The following is a 16,619-nucleotide window of genomic DNA, read 5'->3' as shown; positions in this document are numbered from 1 at the left end:
GTCCTCTGGGTCCCGGCTCTGCGGAGCAGCGCAAGGGCGCTGCACCGCGTCCGGGACACGGTCTCACAACCTCACACCGGCAGGAACCGCTTCAAGGCCGGCATGAAGAAGATCCCGAGATTGATCGCAAAGCCGATGCTCCAGAGGATCGAGCGCAGGGTCGGGCGGTTGCCGAGATAGGTGAGCACATAGGCGAGGCGCACGATCAGGAACAGCGCCGCGAGCTCGTCGATCAGGCGCTGCGGCGAGTCCCGGTATTCGGCGAGCAGCACCGCGAAGGCGAAGAACGGAAAGGTCTCGATGCCGTTCTGGTGCGCCCCGAGTGCGCGCTGCGAGAGGGCGTCCTCATAAAAGGCGGGATCGCGCGGCCGGGAATTGTCGAAGCGGCGAAACCTGATCCATTTGATCGAGGCGATCGTTAAGAGATAAAGCAGCAGCGCTCCGAATACGCACCATTCCGCGAGCGTCATCTTTCTCCCCCTCTCGGGTGCGACCCTAGCGAACCCCGGCTCATCTTGACAAGTTCGGACCAACGCGCGACCCACAGAGCCATGACCAGTGTCGTCCCCATCGAGACCACGAGACCGGCCACCCGATCCGCCTTGCCGCGCGTTGGCGTGCTCCTGGTCAATCTCGGAACGCCTGACACCGCCGATGCGCCGGGCGTACGGGTCTACCTCAGGGAGTTCCTCAGTGACGCCCGCGTCATCGAGGACCAGGGCCTGGTCTGGAAGCTGGTGCTGAACGGGATCATCCTGCGCAGCCGTCCCCGCACCAAGGCGTTGGACTACCAGAAGATCTGGAATACCGAGCGGAACGAGTCGCCGCTGAAGACCATCACGCGCTCGCAAAGCGACAAGCTCGCAGCCGCCTTGTCGGGCCGCGACCACGTCGTCGTCGATTGGGCGATGCGCTACGGCAATCCCTCGATCAAAGCGGGCATCGACGCGCTGATCGCGAAAGGGTGCGAGCGCATTCTCGCCGTGCCGCTCTATCCGCAATATTCCGCCTCGACCTCGGCGACCGTCTGCGACGAAGTGTTCCGCGTGCTGGCCCGCTTGCGTAACCAGCCGACGGTGCGGGTGACGCCGCCCTATTATGAAGATGCGGCCTATATCGAGGCGCTCGCGACCTCGATCGAAGCGCATCTGGCGACGCTGTCCTTCAAGCCGGAGCTGATCGTGGCGTCCTTCCACGGCATGCCGAAATCCTATGTCGAGAAGGGCGATCCCTATCAGCAGCACTGCATTGCCACGACGCAGGCGCTGCGCCGCCGGCTCGGCATGGACGAGACGAAGCTGCTGCTGACCTTCCAGTCGCGCTTCGGCAATGACGAGTGGCTCCAGCCCTACACCGACAAGACCATGGAGCGGCTCGCCAAGGAAGGCGTGCGCCGCATCGCGGTGGTGACGCCGGGCTTTTCCGCCGACTGCCTGGAGACGCTGGAGGAGATCGCGCAGGAGAACGCCGAGATCTTCAAGCACAATGGCGGCGAGCAGTTTTCCGCGATCCCGTGTCTCAACGATAGCGAACCCGGCATGGACGTGATCCGCACCCTGGTGCTGCGCGAGCTTCAGGGCTGGATCTGATGTGCGCCCCATGAACCGCCGTGAGTTCCTGGCGCTTCTCGGGATGATCGGGGCGCTGCCGGCCGCGGTGCTGGCGCAGCCGCACGCGACGCGGCGGCTCGGCGTGCTCTCGGTCACGGCCGCCGCCGACGCGATCGGGCAGGCCCGCAGCACGATCCTGGTCGAGGCGCTCGCCGGCCTCGGCTGGAAGGAGCGGGACAACCTCAAGATCGACTGGCGCAGCGGCGGCGGCGACCGCGCCCGCATCGCGCAGCTTGCGGACGAGCTGGTCGCGCTCAAGCCCGACATCATGCTCGCGGTCGGCACGCCCTCGGTGGAGGAACTGCGCCGGCGCACCACGACGATCCCGATCGTGTTCGCCGTCGTCACCGATCCCGTCAGCCAGGGCTTTGTCGAAAACCTCGCGCATCCCGGCGGCAACATCACCGGCTTCACCGATTATGACGGTCCGCTCGCCGGCAAATGGCTGGAGATGCTGACCCAGGTCACGCCGCCCGTCCGTCGCGTGCTCGTCGTCTACAATCCCGCCACCGCGCCGTTCGCGCCCCTGATGCTGCGCACCATCGAGGATGCCGCACGGACGCTGCACGTGATGATCGAGCCCGCGCCGGTCCATGACGCCGCCTCGATCGGGGCGCTGGCTTCGCGGAAGGACGGCGCCATCCTGGTCCTGCCGGACTTCTTCACCATGGCCAACCGCGCGCAACTGCTCTCGGCGATCGCACAGGCGCGCGTGCCCGCGGTATTCTGGAGCCGGACCTTCGTCGACGAGGGCGGGCTGATGTCCTACAGCACCGACAGCGCCGAGCAGCTCCGGCGCGCCGCGGACTACATCGACCGCATCCTCAGGGGTACGCAGGCGGCCGATCTGCCGGTCCAGAACCCCACCAAGTTCGAACTGACGATCAACCTGAAGACGGCCAAAGAGCTTGGCGTCACTCTTTCCGAAGGCCTCCTGGCAATCGCGAACGACGTCATCGAATGACGCCGCCCGCCGCGGACGGCATCGCCGGATGTGTTGATATCTGTCAGTGGGTGGGCGCCCGCTCGCTTTCAAGAGCCTGTCGCAAATACATATCGCGAGCATTCCCTCTCCGCGCCACTTGTGCAGAATCGCACCGATATCGACGTTACGCGCGACCGCTGAACCGGTAGGATCGTGATGCCGACCAATGACAGCGCCGGAAAGGGCTTTTTCCCGGCTTGGAGGAGATATGAGCGGTTTCGACATTTTCGCTATTGTTCTGGTGTTGCTCGTCATCGTCACGCTGGTGGCCGGCGTGAAGACGGTACCGCAGGGCTATGACTGGACCATCGAGCGGTTCGGCAAATACACGCAGACGCTGAGCCCCGGCCTCAATCTGATCGTGCCCTATTTCGATCGCGTCGGGCGCAAGATCAACATGATGGAGCAGGTGATCGACATTCCAGAGCAGGAGGTGATCACCAAGGACAACGCCACCGTGACGGTGGACGGCGTCGCCTTCTACCAGGTGTTCGATGCCGCAAAGGCGAGCTACGAGGTCGCCAATCTCAACCAGGGGATCACGGTCCTCACCATGACCAACATCCGGTCGGTGATGGGCTCGATGGACCTCGACCAGGTGCTGTCGCATCGCGACGAGATCAACGAGCGCCTCTTGCGCGTCGTCGACGCCGCGGTCTCGCCCTGGGGCCTGAAGGTCAACCGCATCGAGATCAAGGACATCGTGCCGCCCGCCGATCTCGTCGAAGCCATGGGCCGGCAGATGAAGGCCGAGCGCGTCAAGCGTGCCGATATTCTGGCCGCCGAAGGCCAGCGGCAGTCGGAGATCCTGCGCGCCGAGGGCGCCAAGCAGGGCCAGATCCTCCAGGCGGAAGGCCGCAAGGAAGCGGCGTTCCGCGACGCCGAGGCACGCGAGCGTTCGGCGGAGGCCGAGGCGAAGGCCACCCAGATGGTGAGCGAAGCGATTTCCAAGGGCGACGTCGCCGCATTGAACTATTTCATCGCCGACAAATATATCAAGGCGTTCGGGCAGCTGGCGGACTCGCCGAACCAGAAGGTCATCATGCTTCCAGTCGAAGCGATGAGCATGCTGGGCTCGCTCGCCGGCATCGGCGAGATCGCCAAGGCGACGTTCGGCGAAGGCGCGGTGTCCGCGGCCGCCCGCCGTGGTTCCGTGCCACCGACCGGCAGCACGCCGCCGGCGGTACCGCCACGGCAGGGATAGTCAAACTGATGGCGTCTGATTCCGACGGCCGAGAAACTGATTCTCCGCCCAATCGGCGGGCGAAAAAGCGATTGCGTCCCCTTCCCGAAGATCTTCGAGACGCTGTTTCTGCTGTTCTGAAACGACTAGCGCATCTAAAGGTGAACTGGAGCGATGCTCTTTCCAACTATTTCGAATTTACCGGATTTTTGATTTCCTTGCAGAATTCTATCGCAACAGCTCGGACCGTGACCTTTATTCTTCAAAGCCATAAGTCGGCAATTCCTGACTTCGACTCGTGGTACGAGCCATTCCGCGCCAAGTTCGACCAAGACCCAATCATGACGTGGGCGAAGTTGGCGCGGAACAAGATCGAGAAGCAGGGCGATCTAGAAATTCTTAGCCAAGTTCGCGCAGAGTTGATTGCTGCATACACTCACAATCCAAAGACGCCTTGGTTGTCGCCAGATGTCGCGTGGTCATGTGAGCAATTTAGGAGGAGTATTCCTTCTGAGTTGCTGGATGAGCACGTCATCGAGAACGGAGCGATAGCGATTGAGCGGCGATGGGTCGATGTCGAACTGCCTGAGCACGAAGTTTTAGACGCACTGGCCCATGTTTACGGGCAGCTGGCACTTATGATTGTGTCGCTACACGAACATTGCCAGATAGTTATTCCAGATCACAGTCCCGAAATGGGAGAGCACCTGATACGCAACTTGCTTCCTGATGGGCGCGTTCCCAGCATGGAGCGCCCGTTCGGTGACCGTGGCATTTACATTGCGGTGAAGGATGGTTCGATCCTGGGCCATCGGAGAGAATTTCGATCGATCGAGCGCAAGTCAGTGGAGAAGGCATCCAAGCGCTACGGAGATCGCTCCAATTGGGATGGTTTGGCGGCGGCTAAGTCTTTGCGAGACGTGGCCGAGATATACTTCAAAAATGCAAGAACGGTGATGCTCAAGGACGGATATCACGCGTCGATGTTTGTCCTTTTGAAGGGAAATGTGCCGATTGACCTCATTGTTGCGGCGCCGCGGCATCGAATCGACAAGTACCTTCTAATGAGAGACATCGCGCACGTTGTGTTCAGGTCGGGAGCTGATGGGTTGATTCAAATTTCAGAAGCTTGGACAGCTCCCCGAGAGCAGACTCCAAAGGGAAAATTTGCGGTTGATGCTCCCAACCGCGGAGAGACGATCATGCTAGCTGCTGCGAACTCCTCTGGAGAAATGATCAACCTTTCCGCCAAAGTCGTAAGGAAGCGTTTCAGGCGGCACAAGGTCAAGGAACTCTTGCCGACCGAGGTCGAGGTTGGGAGTAGAATGGTCGGGATGGCGCCCGTACTCGAAAAGTGGAATCGACTAGATGCACTTCGTTTGGAGGAGGACGACGAAGCTCTGCGCTGGCTGGAGGATCATTTCAGGCTGCCAAGCGCATCGAGCGGAAAGACTTTATAGGAAAGAGGCCGTATCATGACCGACATGTTCGTATCGCTCGGCACCTGGAACTGGCTGATCTTCGGCTTCGTCCTGATGGCGCTGGAGGTGCTGGCGCCGGGCATCTTCCTGTTCTGGCTCGGACTGGCTGCGCTGCTGGTCGGGCTGATCTCGTTCGCGGTCGGCATGTCCTGGCAGATCCAGCTCGTGATGTTCGCGATCTTCGCCGCCGCCGCGGTGCCGGTGTGGCGCCGCCTCGCCAGGCCGAAGCCGGACGCGAGCGGCAGCCCGTTCCTCAACAAGCGCAGCGAGGCGCTGCTGGGGCGCGAGTTCACGCTGGAGAAGCCGATCATCGACGGCTCGGGCACCATGCGCATCGGCGACACGGTGTGGCGCGTCGCCGGCCCGGATACGCCGGCGGGCACGCGGGTCAAGGTGGTGCAGGTCGACGGTGCGAACCTGACGGTGGCCGCGGCGTAATCGCTCTCACCCTCCCCTGGAGGGGAGGGCAATCGCATTTGAATATTGCAGAGGTCGTCATGCCCGGGCTTGTCCCGGGCATCCACGTTCTTTGGCTGCGTGGAAAGGCGTGGATGGCCGGGACAAGCCCGGCCATGACGCTGTGGAAACGGTCGGTACCCATCATAGCCACGCCTCATATGCGATAGCCCTGCCCTCCAGGGGAGGGTAAGAGAAGCGTTACCTCTTCCAACGCTCCGCAAACCTGTGCAGCGGCATGAACGTCTCGCACAGGTCCCGTCCCAGCGCCGTCAGCCCATAACCTCCGCCTTCGCCAAGCTCGACGAATCCCGCCTCGCGCAGTTCGGTCAGCCGCGCCTGCAGCACCGTCGGTGAGGCCTCGTCGCAGGCGCTGCGCAGCGCGCGCGAGGTGAGGGGCTGTTCGCGCAACTCCCACAATATCCGCAAGGTCCAGCGCCGGCCGAGCAGGTCGAGCAATGCCATGATCGGCCGCCCGGTGCGCGAGCCGCGCACGCTGCGTGTCTTCGAGCCACTCTGTTTCGCCATCGTCGCCTCTTGCGTCTTGCTACGAATAATGTAGCGTATTGCTACTATAAATGTAGCACAGGAGCCGGCCCATGTTCGAAGCCGCACCGCGCATCGCCCCGCTCGCGCCACCTTATCCCCCGGAGATCCAGGCGCAGTTCGACCGCATCATGCGCGGCGCGCCGCCGCTGGTGCTGTTCCGGGTGATGGCAGGCCACAGCCGCGCCTGGGACAAGTTTCGCGCCGCCGGCCTGCTTGATCCTGGCCCGCTCTCCTTGCGCCAGCGCGAGATCGTCATCGACCGCACCTGCGCGCTGAACGGATGCGAATACGAATGGGGCGTGCATGTCGCGATCTTTGCCGAGGCGGCAAGGCTCACCGAGGATGAAGTGCGTGCGACGGTGCAGGGCGACGCAGCATCAGCATGCTGGTCAGTTGGCGAGCAGGCGCTGATCGCGGCCGTCGACGCGCTGCATCACCGCGCGACGTTGAGCGGCGAGGAATTCGTCGCACTCTCGGCGCACTACGACGAGGCACAGATCCTGGAGATCATGCTCCTGTGCGGCTTCTACCGCACCGTGTCGTATCTGGCGAACGGGCTGCGACTGCCGCTGGAGGAGAACGCGGCGCGGTTTCCCGCTGCGCTCTAACCGCCGTCATTGCGAGCGCAGCGAAGCAAATCCAGAGTCTTTCCGCGGAGGCAGTCTGGATTGCTTCGCTGCGCTCGCCATGACGAGTGGAGAGAGGGGTGCGCCACACCCTCGCTGTCATTCCGGGGCACGCGAAGCGTGAACCCGGAATCTCGAGATTCCGGGTTCGATGCTTTGCATCGCCCCGGAATGACTCCGTGGAGAGTGCGTGCCCTACGCCACCCCCGCGCGCAGCAGGTCGTGCAGATGCACGATGCCGACCACCTTGCCCGCCTCCGTCACCAGCAGCGTCGTGATCTTGCGCGTGTTCAGCACCTCGATCATTTCGGTCGCGAGCATCGAGGGCGGCACGGACTTGGGCTGTTTCGTCATGATCTCATCGACCGTCACCGTCAAAAGGTCGGGCCGCATGTGGCGGCGCAGATCGCCGTCGGTGATGATGCCGACGGCCTCGCCCGCAGCGTTGACGATGCAGACGCAGCCGAGCCCCTTGGCCGACATCTCGACCACCGCCTCCGACATCTTGGTGCCTTCAGGCTTGACCGGAATCTCCGCGCCGGTGCGCATGTAGTCGCGAACGAATTTCAGCATCGCGCCCAGCTTGCCGCCGGGGTGGAAATGCGCGAATTCCAGCGCCGTGAAGCCGCGGCCTTCGAGCAGCGCGATCGCGATGGCGTCGCCGATCGCGGCCTGCATCAGGGTCGAAGTGGTTGGCGCCAGATTGTGCGGGCAGGCCTCGCGCGCCTTCGGCAGCTCAATGACGAGGTCGGCGGCCTGGCCGAGCGAGGACGCGGCGTTCGACGTCACCGCGATCATGGGAATCGCAAAGCGCGCCGAATAGTTCACGAGGTTCTTCATCTCCGGCTGCTCGCCGGACCAGGACAGCGCCATGATGACGTCGTCGGTGGTGATCATGCCGAGGTCGCCATGGCCGGCTTCGGCGGCGTGCACGAAGAAGGCGGGCGTGCCGGTCGAGGCCAGCGTCGCCGCGATCTTGCGGCCCATGTGTCCGGACTTGCCGAGCCCGGTGACGATGACGCGGCCCTTGGCGTTGCGGATCAGGTCGACGACCTTCGCGAAGGTCGCGCCCAGTGGGCCGCGCAGGGCTGCGGCGAGCGCGTTGATGCCGCCGCTCTCGGTCTCCAGCGTGCGGAGCGCGGATTCGACGCTGTCGGGGATGGGGCCGGATGATGCGGTCATCAGCGGTTTCGAGCTCGGCATGGGCTGGTCCAGGGAGGAGGGGGCGTTCGCCCGTTGGCGCCTGCTTAGCACGCCCCGACCAGCGAGGCGACGAGCGCCCCAACACCCTCAACCGGTCATTAACCATAATTGTTTTAACTCCATTAACGATGGTTCCTGCCAGCCGGTGGGGATGGTCGTGAAAGTGTTTGATTTCGTTGGGGTTATTCCATCGTGGTGCCGTCTCCAGGCAATGGCCGGAGCAAACGCGCGCATTTCCTGCGCGCGGCTTTGCCGTGCCTCGCGCTGACGGCCCTCGGAAGCGCCCCGGCATCCGCCCAGAGCCTTACGCCCGACCTGTTCAATCCCAACCGCGGCGGCTTTGCCTCGCCCGACACGTTGCCGACGCGCCGCACGGCGGGCGTGCCGCAGGCACCATCGGATTCATTGCCGGCGCTGCCGGATCCCAATGCCGATCCGCGCAAGGCCCGCGAGACGCCGGCGACCTCGCGCATCGGTCAGGTCCCGACCTACGGCCTGCCCGCCGCCACCGGCGCGAGCAGCTCCGGCTACGATTCGCTCAACCGCAAGCGGCAGCAGCCAAAGCTTTATCCCGGCCAGCCGAAGCCGAAGCGCGCGGCCGGTCCGGGCTCGAAGGTCCCGCCGGCAACACCGGAGCGCACGCTCACTCCGCCGCGTATCGCGTCGCCGCCCTCCGAGACTGCGCACAAGGTCCCGGTGCCGCCGGCGATGGCGGGCAACGTGCCTGGCCAGCCGCTGCGCCGCCGCCTCAGGGCCGATGAGGATCCGTTCGGAGCCGTCGGCGATTATGCCGGCAGTTTCCTGATCAAGGGCGGGCTCGAGCTCTCCGCCGGCTACGACACCAATCCGACGCGGCTCAACAAGCCTGTCGGTTCGCCGGCCTATGTGATCGCGCCCGATCTGCTCGTGGTGTCCGATTGGGAGCGCCATGCGCTGGTCGCCGATCTGCGCGGCTCGTTCTCGGGCTACACCAACGACATGCCGGCGACGATCAACGGCCTCGCCTCGCCGTCGCCGGTCGAGGCCAACCGTCCCGATTTCACCGGCCATGTCGATGGCCGGCTCGACGTCACCCGCGATTTCAAGCTTCTCTCGCAGCTGCGCCTGCGGCTCGCCACCGACAATCCCGGCAGCCCGAACGTGCAGGCCGGCCTGCAGAAATACCCGGTCTATGCCGCCTATGGCACCACCATCGGCTTCGACCAGACCTTCAATCGCTTCCAGGTCGCCGCCGGCGCCACGATCGATCGCACGGCATACACGGATTCGAAACTCACCGACGGCTCGGTCTTCCCCAACACCGACCGCGACTTCAACCAGTATGGCGGCGTCGGGCGCTTCTCCTATGATCTCAAGCCCGGCCTGAAGCCGTTCGTCGAAATCGAGGGCGACACCCGCGTCCACGACCAGGCCGCCGACCGCAACGGCTACTTCCGCGACTCGAACGGCGGCTATGCCAAGGTCGGCTCGTCCTTCGAGTTCTCGCGCATCCTCACCGGCGAGATCTCGGTCGGTTATTCCGCGCGCAACTATACCGACCCGCGTCTCAGCCAGCTCGCGGGCTTCCTCACCACGGGCTCCCTGATCTGGAACGCCAGCGGCCTCACCACGGTGAAATTCTTCACCGACACACAGATCAACGAGACCACGATTCCCGGCTCCTCCGGCGTGCTGGTGCGCACCTACGCCGCCGAAGTCGACCACGACTTCCGGCGCTGGCTCACGGCAGTCGGCAAGTTCACCTACGGCACCTACGACTACCAGGGCCAGAACCGCAACGACAAGACCTACTCGCTCGAAGGCAATCTGATCTACAAGCTCAACCGCAACATCTGGGTCAAGGGCACGCTGCGCCACGACATCCTGGATTCGAATCAGGCCGGGTCGAGCTCGCAGGGGACGGTGATGCTGGTCGGGGTGAGGCTGCAGAATTGAGGCGGCGGATCGCGTCGAGTGGATGCGGGTTAGTTGATGGCGCTCTCACCATCACTCCGTCGTCATGCCCGCGAAGGCGGGCATCCAGTACGCTGCAGTGGATGTGGTGAGTGCGTGCTCTCGAACGCGGGCTTCTGGAATACTGGATCGTCCGCCTTCGCGGACGATGACAGCATCGTTTGAAGCCGGCAGCCGAGCGAGCCGCAGCTACCGCGGCAGGTCCGTCTTCCCCATCAGGAACGTATCGATCGACCGGGCGCACAGCCGGCCTTCGCGGATCGCCCAGACGACCAGCGACTGGCCGCGCCGCATGTCGCCGGCGGTGAACACGTTCGGGCGCGAGGTCTGGTAGTCGAGCGTGTTGGCCCTGACGTTGCCGCGCGGGTCGAGGTCGACCGCGAGCAGCTTGAGCAGGCCTTCGTGCACCGGGTGGACGAAGCCCATCGCGAGCAGGACGAGGTCGGCATCGAGCTCGAACTCGGTGCCGGGAAGCGGCTTGAACTTGTCGTCGACGCGCACGCAGTGCAGCTTCTTGACTTGGCCGTTCTCGCCCGAGAACTTCTGGGTCAGCACCGCGTATTCACGGATCGCGCCTTCGGCCTGGCTGGAGGACGTCCGCATCTTCAGCGGCCAGTTCGGCCAGGTCAGGCCCTTGTCCTCGCGCTCCGGCGGGGCCGGCATGATCTCGAGCTGGGTCACCGAGAGCGCGCCCTGCCGCAGCGAGGTGCCGATGCAGTCCGATCCGGTGTCGCCGCCGCCGATGACGACGACATGCTTGCCGCCGGCCAAAATCTCCTGGGCGCCGCCGAGCGGCTCCTCGGAGACGCGGCGGTTCTGCTGCGGCAGGAAGTCCATGGCGTAGTGGATGCCTGACAGCTCGCGGCCGGGGATCGGCAGGTCGCGCGGGGCTTCGGCGCCGCCGGTCAACGCCACCGCGTCGTACTCGTTGAGCATCTCGCGCGGATCGACATTGCCCTCGGCGCCGACATGGCTGTTGTAGTGGAAGGTGACGCCTTCGGCTTCCATCTGCGCCACGCGGCGGTCGATGACGCTCTTCTCCATCTTGAAGTCGGGGATGCCGTATCGCAGCAGGCCGCCAGCCTTGGCGTACTTCTCGTAGAGGTGGACGTCGTGGCCGGCGCGCGCCAGCTGCTGCGCACAGGCCATGCCGGCCGGACCCGAGCCGATCACCGCGACCTTCTTGCCGGTCTTCTCCGCGGCGACTTCAGGCCTCAGCCAGCCATTGTCCCAGGCGCGGTCGACGATCGCGCATTCGATGGTCTTGATGGTGACGGGGTTGTCGTCGATGTTGAGCGTGCAGGACGCCTCGCACGGCGCAGGACAGATGCGCCCCGTGAACTCCGGGAAATTGTTGGTCGAATGCAGATTGCGCGAGGCCTCTTCCCAGTTGCCCTGATAGACGAGGTCGTTCCAGTCCGGGATCTGGTTGTTGACCGGGCAGCCGGGCGTGCCGGGCGCCACCGAGCCGGTGCCGTGGCAATAGGGGATGCCGCAGTTCATGCAGCGCGCGGCCTGGTCGCGCACTTCCTTCTCGGACAGCGGAACGACGAATTCCTTGTAATGCTTCACGCGCTCGGCGACCGGAGTGTACTTGCGGTCGTGCCGTTCGATTTCCAGAAAACCCGTGATCTTGCCCATTAAACCCGAAGTCCCTGCCGCTTAAATTCGTCTTGTTGTTTCCTCACCGTCATTGCGAGGAGCGAAGCGACGAAGCAATCCAGTCTTTTTCCGCGGAGAGATTCTGGATTGCTTCGCTTCGCTCGCAATGACGAGGTGTAATGTCCTACGCCCCGATCGCTATTTTCGGCTCGGCGTCCGCGTTGGCGGCCATCTCGCGCAGCGCGCGCCGGTACTCGACCGGCATCACCTTGCGGAACTTGGGCAGCCATTCCTTCCAGTTGGCAAGGATGTCGGCGGCACGCTTGGAGCCGGTCGCCTTGGCATGGCGCGAGATCAGCACGTGCAGGCGCTCGACGTCGGAGGCGAGCAGGTTCCTGAACACGTCGACCCGACCGTGCGCCTCGAGGTCACCGGAATGGTGATAGGTGCCGGCGTTGATCAGCTCTTCCGACAGCACCGGCTCGAGCTCGACCATCGCCATGTTGCACAGCCGGTCGAAATCGCCGGTCTCGTCCAGCACGTACGCAATGCCGCCGGACATGCCGGCCGCGAAGTTGCGCCCGGTCTTGCCGAGCACGACGACGATACCGCCGGTCATGTATTCGCAGCAATGATCGCCCGCGCCTTCGACCACCGCCACGGCGCCGGAATTGCGCACGGCAAAACGTTCGCCGGCGATGCCGCGGAAGTAGCATTCGCCCTCGATCGCGCCGTACATCACGGTGTTGCCGACGATGATGCTCTCTTCCGGCACGATCGCGGAGTTCTTCGGCGGCTTGACGATGATCTTGCCGCCCGAGAGGCCCTTGCCGACATAGTCGTTGCCTTCACCCTCGAGCTCGAAGGTGACGCCGTGGGCGAGCCACGCGCCGAAGGCCTGTCCGGCGGTGCCCTTGAGGCTGACATGGATGGTGTCGTGCGGCAGGCCGGCATGGCCGTAGATCTTGGCCACCGCGCCCGACAGCATCGCGCCAGCGGAGCGGTTGGTGCTGTTGATCGCAGCCTCGATCTTCACCGGCGCGCCGCGGTCGAGCGCGGGCTGCGCCCGCTCGATCAGCGTGCGGTCGAGCACCGCCTCCAGATGATGGTTCTGGCGCTCGGAGTGATAGATCTTCTGGCCCTTCTCTTCCTTCTGCTTGACGAAGAGCTTGGAGAAATCGAGGCCCTTGGCCTTCCAGTGCGCGACCAGCCTGGTCTGGTCGAGCAGCTGCACCTGGCCGACCATCTCGTTGAAGGTGCGGAAGCCGAGGCTTGCCATGATCTCGCGGACTTCCTCGGCAACGAAGAAGAAGTAGTTGATCACGTGCTCGGGCTGGCCGGTGAAGCGCTTGCGCAGGACGGGATCCTGCGTCGCGACGCCGACCGGGCAGGTGTTGAGATGGCACTTGCGCATCATGATGCAGCCGGCCGCGATCAACGGCGCAGTGGCAAAGCCGAACTCGTCGGCACCCAGCAGCGCGCCGATCACGACGTCACGGCCGGTGCGGAAGCCACCGTCGACCTGGACCACGATGCGGCTGCGCAACCGTTCGCGCACCAAGGTCTGATGGGTTTCGGCGAGGCCGATCTCCCACGGCGAGCCGGCGTGCTTGATCGAGGTCAGCGGCGAAGCGCCGGTGCCGCCCTCGAAGCCCGCGATGGTGACATGGTCGGCGCGCGCCTTGGCAACGCCCGCGGCCACCGTGCCGACGCCGATCTCGGAGACGAGCTTGACCGAGACGTCGCCCGTCGGGTTGACGTTCTTGAGGTCGTAGATCAGCTGCGCCAGGTCCTCGATCGAATAGATGTCGTGGTGCGGCGGCGGCGAGATCAGGCCGACGCCCGGCGTCGAATGCCGGACCCTGGCGATGGTGGCGTCGACCTTGTGGCCGGGCAGCTGGCCGCCTTCGCCGGGCTTGGCGCCCTGCGCCATCTTGATCTGCATCATGTCGGAGTTGACGAGATACTCCGTGGTGACGCCGAAGCGGCCGGAGGCGACCTGCTTGATCGCCGAGCGCATGGAATCGCCGTTCGGCATCGGCTTGAAGCGGTCGGCTTCCTCGCCGCCTTCACCGGTGTTCGACTTGCCGCCGATCCGGTTCATGGCGATCGCGAGCGTGGTGTGCGCCTCGCGCGAGATCGAGCCGAAGCTCATCGCGCCCGTGGCGAAGCGCTTGACGATGTCCTTGGCCGGCTCGACCTGGTCGAGCGGCACAGGCTTGCGCTTCTCCTCCTCCGCGTTCTTGATCCGGAACAGGCCGCGCAGCGTCAGCAGCCGCTCCGACTGCTCGTTGAGGATCTTGGCGAAGGCGCGATAGCGCTCCTGCGAATTGCCGCGCGCCGCGTGCTGAAGCAGCGACACCGATTCGGCGGTCCAGGCATGGTCCTCGCCGCGGCTGCGATAGGCGTATTCGCCGCCGACATCGAGCGCGCTCTTGTAGACGAGCGCCTCGCCGAACGCGTCGGCATGACGGCGCACGGCTTCTTCCGCGATTTCGGCCAGACCCACGCCCTCGACGCGGGTATGCGTGCCGGCGAAGAACTTGCCGACGAAGTCGGCCTTGAGACCGACCGCGTCGAAGATCTGCGCACCGCAATAGGACTGGTAGGTCGAGATGCCCATCTTGGACATCACCTTGAGCAGGCCCTTGCCGATCGACTTGATGTAGCGCTTGACGATCTCATAGTCGTCGAGCGAGCCGGGCAGGCGGTCCTTCATCGCGATGATGGTCTCGAACGCGAGATAGGGATTGATCGCTTCGGCGCCGTAGCCCGCGAGGCAGGCGAAATGATGCACTTCGCGCGGCTCGCCGGATTCGACGACGAGGCCGACCGAGGTGCGCAGGCCGGTGCGGATCAGGTGATGATGCACGGCGGCGCAGGCCAGCAGCGAGGGGATCGGCACGCGGTCGGTGCCGACCATGCGGTCGGATAGGATGATGATGTTGACGCCCTCGCGCACGGCGCTTTCCGCGCGCGCGCAGAGCTCGTCGAGCACCTGGTCCATGCCGGCCGCGCCGAGGCCGGCGTGGAAGGTGGTGTCCAGCGTGCGCGACTTGAAATGCGACTCGGCCACTTCCGAGATCGAGCGGATCTTTTCCAGATCCGCATCGGTCAGGATCGGCTGGCGCACTTCGAGACGCTTGGTCGTGGCCATGCCCTGGAGGTCGAACAGGTTCGGCCGCGGTCCGATGATCGAGACGAGGCTCATCACCAGCTCTTCGCGGATCGGGTCGATCGGCGGGTTCGTGACCTGCGCGAAGTTCTGCTTGAAATAGGTGAACAGCGGCTTGGCCTTGTCCGACAGCGCCGAGATCGGCGTGTCGTTGCCCATCGAGCCCGCCGCTTCCTCGCCGGTGGCGGCCATCGGCGTCATCAGGATGGTGATGTCTTCCTGGCTGTAGCCGAACGCCTGCTGGCGATCGAGCAGCGACAGGTTCGAGCGCACGCCGGTGGTCGCAACCTTCGGCAGCTCCTCCAGCACGATCTGGGTCCGCTCCAGCCACTCCTTGTAGGGATGGCTCCTGGCGAGCTCGGCCTTGATCTCGTCGTCGGGGATCAGGCGGCCCTGCTCGAGGTCGACCAGCAGCATCTTGCCGGGCTGCAAGCGCCACTTGGTGATGATCTGGTCCTCGGGGATCGTCAGCACGCCCATCTCGGACGCCATCACGATGCGGTCGTCCTTGGTGACGAGATAGCGCGCGGGCCGCAGGCCGTTGCGGTCGAGCGTGGCGCCGATCTGGCGGCCGTCGGTGAAGGCGATCGCGGCGGGGCCGTCCCACGGCTCCATCAGCGCGGCATGATATTCGTAGAAGGCGCGGCGCTTCTCATCCATCAAGGGATTCCCGGCCCACGCCTCCGGAATCATCATCATCACTGCGTGCGGCAGCGAGTAGCCGCCCTGCACCAGGAATTCGAGCGCGTTGTCGAAGCAGGCGGTGTCGGACTGGCCCTCATAGGAGATCGGCCAGAGCCGGTTGATGTCCTTGCCGTACAGCTCGGAGCTCACCGAGGCCTGCCGCGCTGCCATCCAGTTGACGTTGCCGCGCAGCGTGTTGATCTCGCCGTTATGCGCGATCATGCGATAGGGATGCGCCAGCGACCAGGCCGGGAAGGTGTTGGTCGAGAAGCGCTGGTGAACCAGCGCCAGCGCGCTCTCGAAATCCTGCTCGTGCAGGTCGGGATAGTACTTGCCGAGCTGGTCGGCGAGGAACATGCCCTTGTAGATCACGGTGCGGCAGGACATCGAGCAGGGATAATAGCCCGCAAGGCCGCGGTCGCGGCGCTGGTAGATCGCCTGCGAGATCGACTTGCGCAGGATGTAGAGGCGGCGCTCGAACTCGTCCTCGGTCTTGGCGGTGCCGTTGCGGCCGATGAACACCTGCATGCAGGCGGGCTCGGTCGGCTTCACGGTGACGCCGAGCGAGGAATTGTCGGTCGGCACGTCGCGCCAGCCGAGCAGGGTCAGGCCCTCTTCCCTGATCTGGTCGGCGATGATGCTCTTGATGACGTTGCGCCAGGCGGTGTCGCGCGGCAGGAACAGCGCGCCGATGGCGTATTCGCCGGGACCCGGCAGCGCAAAGCCGAGCTCCTTGGCCTTGCGGCTGAAGAAGGCGTGCGGAATCTGCACCAGGATGCCGGCGCCGTCGCCGGCGCGCGGGTCGGCACCGACGGCGCCGCGATGCTCGAGATTGCAGAGGATGCTCAGCGCGTCCGAGACGATCTCGTGCGACTTCTTGCCCTTGATGTTGGCGATGAAGCCGACACCGCAGGAATCCTTCTCCAGGCTCGGATCGTAGAGGCCCTCGGCTTTGGGACGCGAATTGTGTTCCTGAATCGGGTCGGTCGTTTTCGAGGCGACCGTCGCCGACAGCTCTTCTGCCACGATGTTTGCGCGCTCGAATTGCGACCCGTTCATTGCTCTGTCCTCTCCATGCGGCAAGCTGCCTCACCGCCAACTTCGGCGCACCT

12 protein-coding genes are annotated in these 16,619 nt (G+C 64.6%); 7 read left to right on the top strand and 5 right to left on the bottom strand.

All coding sequences use genetic code 11. The annotated features are described in order from the left end of the window. Positions 1-71 precede the first annotated feature (71 nt). On the bottom strand, positions 72-470 hold the full coding sequence (locus AC1RQP_RS35550; RefSeq protein ID WP_239620835.1) for an MAPEG family protein: 399 nt from the start codon (positions 468-470) through the stop codon (positions 72-74). Positions 471-551: 81 nt separating this feature from the next. Between AC1RQP_RS35550 and hemH the strand changes: the two genes are divergently transcribed. From hemH to AC1RQP_RS35525, 5 genes are all read left to right on the top strand, one after another. Continuing rightward, complete coding sequence (hemH, locus tag AC1RQP_RS35545; RefSeq protein ID WP_492941952.1) at positions 552-1,589, top strand: ferrochelatase; 1,038 nt, start codon at positions 552-554, stop codon at positions 1,587-1,589. Positions 1,590-1,599: 10 nt separating this feature from the next. Beyond that, entirely contained in the window at positions 1,600-2,574 is a 975-nt protein-coding gene (locus AC1RQP_RS35540) for an ABC transporter substrate-binding protein (RefSeq protein WP_492941951.1), read from the top strand. Between the two features lie 229 nt (positions 2,575-2,803). Further along, positions 2,804-3,799, top strand: coding sequence for an SPFH domain-containing protein (locus AC1RQP_RS35535; RefSeq protein ID WP_492941949.1), 996 nt, complete (start codon positions 2,804-2,806; stop codon positions 3,797-3,799). Between the two features lie 8 nt (positions 3,800-3,807). Beyond that, positions 3,808-5,238 (top strand): hypothetical protein, encoded by a 1,431-nt coding sequence (locus AC1RQP_RS35530; RefSeq protein ID WP_492941947.1) that lies wholly within the window; start codon positions 3,808-3,810, stop codon positions 5,236-5,238. Positions 5,239-5,253: 15 nt separating this feature from the next. Continuing rightward, positions 5,254-5,697, top strand: a complete 444-nt coding sequence (locus AC1RQP_RS35525; protein ID WP_239620841.1) for an NfeD family protein — start codon at positions 5,254-5,256, stop codon at positions 5,695-5,697. A gap of 219 nt (positions 5,698-5,916) precedes the next feature. On the opposite strand, the gene AC1RQP_RS35520 is transcribed toward AC1RQP_RS35525, so the two are convergent. Then, positions 5,917-6,243, bottom strand: coding sequence for a winged helix-turn-helix transcriptional regulator (locus AC1RQP_RS35520; protein ID WP_492941945.1), 327 nt, complete (start codon positions 6,241-6,243; stop codon positions 5,917-5,919). A gap of 71 nt (positions 6,244-6,314) precedes the next feature. Between AC1RQP_RS35520 and AC1RQP_RS35515 the strand changes: the two genes are divergently transcribed. After that, positions 6,315-6,872 carry a carboxymuconolactone decarboxylase family protein gene (locus AC1RQP_RS35515; RefSeq protein WP_492941943.1) on the top strand — a complete coding sequence of 186 codons (558 nt, stop codon included), beginning with the start codon at positions 6,315-6,317 and terminating at the stop codon, positions 6,870-6,872. Positions 6,873-7,085: 213 nt separating this feature from the next. Here the strand turns inward: AC1RQP_RS35515 and AC1RQP_RS35510 are convergent, their stop codons facing one another. After that, positions 7,086-8,093, bottom strand: a complete 1,008-nt coding sequence (locus AC1RQP_RS35510; protein ID WP_492941941.1) for a KpsF/GutQ family sugar-phosphate isomerase — start codon at positions 8,091-8,093, stop codon at positions 7,086-7,088. A gap of 192 nt (positions 8,094-8,285) precedes the next feature. Here AC1RQP_RS35510 and AC1RQP_RS35505 point away from each other — a divergent pair, with 192 nt between their 5' ends. Further along, positions 8,286-10,028 carry an outer membrane beta-barrel protein gene (locus AC1RQP_RS35505; protein ID WP_492941939.1) on the top strand — a complete coding sequence of 581 codons (1,743 nt, stop codon included), beginning with the start codon at positions 8,286-8,288 and terminating at the stop codon, positions 10,026-10,028. Positions 10,029-10,235: 207 nt separating this feature from the next. On the opposite strand, the gene AC1RQP_RS35500 is transcribed toward AC1RQP_RS35505, so the two are convergent. Further along, positions 10,236-11,687 (bottom strand): glutamate synthase subunit beta, encoded by a 1,452-nt coding sequence (locus AC1RQP_RS35500; RefSeq protein WP_492941937.1) that lies wholly within the window; start codon positions 11,685-11,687, stop codon positions 10,236-10,238. A gap of 145 nt (positions 11,688-11,832) precedes the next feature. Then, positions 11,833-16,566, bottom strand: a complete 4,734-nt coding sequence (gene gltB / locus AC1RQP_RS35495; protein ID WP_492941935.1) for a glutamate synthase large subunit — start codon at positions 16,564-16,566, stop codon at positions 11,833-11,835. Between the last annotated feature and the right edge of the window lie 53 nt (positions 16,567-16,619).

The sequence above is a fragment of the Bradyrhizobium sp. GW821-FHT13H06 genome, assembly GCF_058803975.1.
Note: the sequence above shows the minus strand (reverse complement) of the source record. Positions and strands in the feature narration are given on the sequence as shown.